Genomic DNA, 3110 nt, shown 5'->3' with positions numbered 1-3110 from the left:
ACGGAATTAAGAGCGTTGTTTATGGAATAAATCCAGAACCTTCAGGCTCTTTTTTTTATTTTTGTAAAAAACAAACACACATGTCATCATTTTATAAATTAAGCATTAAAGAAATTATCAAAGAAACAGCCGATGCGGTTTCCATTTTATTTAATGTTCCCGAGGAATTAAAATCACATTATACTTTTGTTGCCGGTCAATATGTAAACTTAAAAGTTACATTGGACGGACAAGAAATTAGAAGAGCCTATTCTATTTGTTCGGCTCCAAAAAGTGGCGAATTACGCATAGCTGTTAAATCCATTAAAACAGGATTTTTCTCAAAATTTGCTAATGAAAAACTAGCCGTTGGAAACGTAATCGAAGTAGGAACTCCGGAAGGAAAATTCACGTTCGAACCCAAAACAGATCGTCAAAAAAACTACGCAGCATTTGTAGCTGGAAGCGGAATTACACCTGTATTTTCCATTTTAAAATCGGTTTTAGAAGAAGAACCAAATAGCACATTTGTCTTGGTTTACGGAAATAAATCGGAAAAAGACACCATTTTTCATAACCAATTACACGACTTACAGTTGCAATATGTAGGGCGTTTGTTTGTGCAAAATGTGTACAGTCAATCAACCGCAGATAACGCTTTACTTGGCAGAATCGACCATACAACGGTGAATTTTATCTTGAAAAATAAACATGCCGAAATGGAGTTTTCAAAATTCTATTTGTGTGGGCCAGAAGAAATGATCAATTTGGTTTCAAATACTTTGAAAGAAAATAACATTTCAGATTCAGATATTAAATTCGAATTGTTCTCAACATCTTCAAACAATAAAGAAGCAACTAGTGGCGCAGATGGTCATACTAAGATTTCTATTTTGGTAGATAGTGAAGAAACCACTTTTGAAATGAGTCAGCAACAAACTTTATTAGAAGCGGCTTTGAAGCAAGGTTTGGATGTTCCGTATTCATGTCAAGGCGGCATTTGCAGCAGTTGTATTTGCAGAATAACCGAAGGTGCTGCGGAAATGAAGAAAAATCAAATTTTAAATGAATCTGAAGTAGCCGAAGGATTGACTTTAGCGTGTCAAGCGTATCCAACAACGACAACCATTAAAATTGATTTTGATGATGTTTAGTGGGCAAAATTCCAAATAAAAAAATCCAAATTCCAATTTTATTTAGGTAAGATTGGAATTTATTTTTTCAATGACCTGAAAAGGTAAAATCGTTCGCATTGCATTTTCATAGCCTGCTACTTTTTTATTTCCGTACACCGAAGTAGGTAAAAATGGATATTGTTTTCTATCTGAAGTCAAACAAAAATCATCGGGTTGGTTAAATGGTTTGAAACCTGCAAAAGGATGGGTAGCGCCCCAAAGTGTAATAACTTTTACACCTAACATAGACGAAATATGTGAGTTTCCAGAATCCATGGAAAGCATGATGTCTAAATTGGAAATTAATTGTATTTCGGCTTCAAATGACAATTTTCCGGCTACAACCATTACATTTTCGTGGTTGTTTTGTAATTGATTTAATTTTTGAATCTCTGTTGGTCCACCACCAAACAAGAAGATTTTAACGTTTTTATTTTTAGCTAAATCGTCTATTACTTGTTGCATTAAATCTTGTGGATAGACTTTATTTTCGTATTGTGCAAAAGGGGCAATTCCAATCCAATTTTGATTTTTAGTTCCTGTAAAAGAAATGATTTCATCCGATAAAATAGCTTTTTCAGGAAATTTAGGATTCGCTAAATCAATTGAAAATCCAAGTTGTTTGAATGCATCCACATGACTTTCAATCATTGGTTTTACTGGAGCAAAAACTTTATTGGTCAAACTAGTTAACGCTTTTTTTTCGGCTCTACCTTTATCGGTTGCAGCTACTTTTATCCCGCTTAACGCAAATAATGTTCGAACTACTTTTGAGCGAAGCACATTATGTAAATCGGCAACCAAATCAATATCCAATTTACGTAAATCAGAAAACAATAGGAATAAACCTAAGAAACCTTTGTGTCGTTCTTTCAAATCTACTCCAAAGAAATTGACATTCGGAATGCCTTCAAAAAAAGGTTGGAAGAATGGTCTTGAAACCATCGTTATTTTTACATCGGGATGTTGTAAAACTAAGGCTCTCAACACAGGAACTGTCATTGCGACATCACCCATGGCTGAGAGCCTTATTACCAATATATGTTTTGGTTTAGATAGCAATAGAATACTATTTTTTATTTTGATACAACACCGGATTTAACTCCTCGTCGTTGTACATTTTCATTTGTTTGTACACTTTCATGTATTTGTCGCCTGCTTCAATATCTTCAATTAATTGACTGATTGAAGTAAACATGTCGTTTTTTTGGTCTAACAAAACATTTAATTTTTCTTGACATTTTGCTCTGTGTTCTACTGATGCTTCGGCACGAGTTGCCTCTTCATTCATATGGTAAATTTTCAAAGCCAAAATTGATAAACGGTCAATAGCCCAAGCTGGACTTTCAGTATTGATTTTTGCATTTGTTTTAACCTGAACATTTTTGTATTTATCTAAGAAATAACTATCAATGTACTCCACCATATCGGTACGAACTTGGTTTGAAGCATCAATTTTACGTTTCAAATCTAAAGCAGCAACCGGATCAATATTTGGGTCACGAACTATATCTTCATAATGCCATTGCACCGTGTCTACCCAATTTTTTGCGAATAGCAAATATTCAATTGTTCCTTTTTCAAAAGGATTTACAACAGGTTGATACACGTCGTCAACAATGTGATAGGTTTTGATACTTTGTTCAAAAATGGGAAATGCAAATTCGGCAAACATAATAATAGCTTTTAAATTGGTACAAAAATAGCGATTTTTTGTACTTTTAACCTGAAAATAAAAAATAAATCCAATGCACATTCATTATATTTCAGAGCAAAATAGTATTCTCAATCATTTTTTGGCGCAAATTCGTGATGTGAACATCCAAAATGACAGCATGCGTTTTCGAAAAAACATTGAACGGATAGGAGAAATAATGGCGTATGAATTGAGCAAAACACTTGATTATAAGAATATTGATGTGCAAACGCCTTTAGGAATTAAACACACCACAACAA

4 protein-coding genes are annotated in these 3110 nt (G+C 33.7%); 2 read left to right on the top strand and 2 right to left on the bottom strand.

Going from position 1 to position 3110, the window contains the following annotated elements; translation table 11 throughout:
* The first annotated feature begins 80 nt into the window (after positions 1-80).
* Positions 81-1133 (top strand): 2Fe-2S iron-sulfur cluster-binding protein, encoded by a 1053-nt coding sequence (locus tag ACIQZC_RS10335; protein ID WP_396139143.1) that lies wholly within the window; start codon positions 81-83, stop codon positions 1131-1133.
* Positions 1134-1175: 42 nt separating this feature from the next.
* Here ACIQZC_RS10335 and ACIQZC_RS10330 read toward each other — a convergent pair whose 3' ends face one another.
* Positions 1176-2171 (bottom strand): glycosyltransferase family 9 protein, encoded by a 996-nt coding sequence (locus ACIQZC_RS10330; protein WP_396139142.1) that lies wholly within the window; start codon positions 2169-2171, stop codon positions 1176-1178.
* Between the two features lie 52 nt (positions 2172-2223).
* Positions 2224-2829 (bottom strand): DUF4254 domain-containing protein, encoded by a 606-nt coding sequence (locus ACIQZC_RS10325; protein ID WP_396139141.1) that lies wholly within the window; start codon positions 2827-2829, stop codon positions 2224-2226.
* 73 nt (positions 2830-2902) lie between these two features.
* On the opposite strand from ACIQZC_RS10325, the gene ACIQZC_RS10320 reads away from it, so the two are divergent.
* Positions 2903-3110: uracil phosphoribosyltransferase (locus tag ACIQZC_RS10320; RefSeq protein ID WP_396139140.1), on the top strand; the 208-nt coding region annotated here is incomplete at its 3' end.

The sequence above is a fragment of the Flavobacterium sp. genome (genome assembly GCF_044338735.1).
In the GTDB taxonomy this organism is placed as follows: Bacteria; Bacteroidota; Bacteroidia; order Flavobacteriales; family Flavobacteriaceae; genus Flavobacterium.
This window is presented reverse-complemented; position numbering and strand designations above follow the sequence as displayed.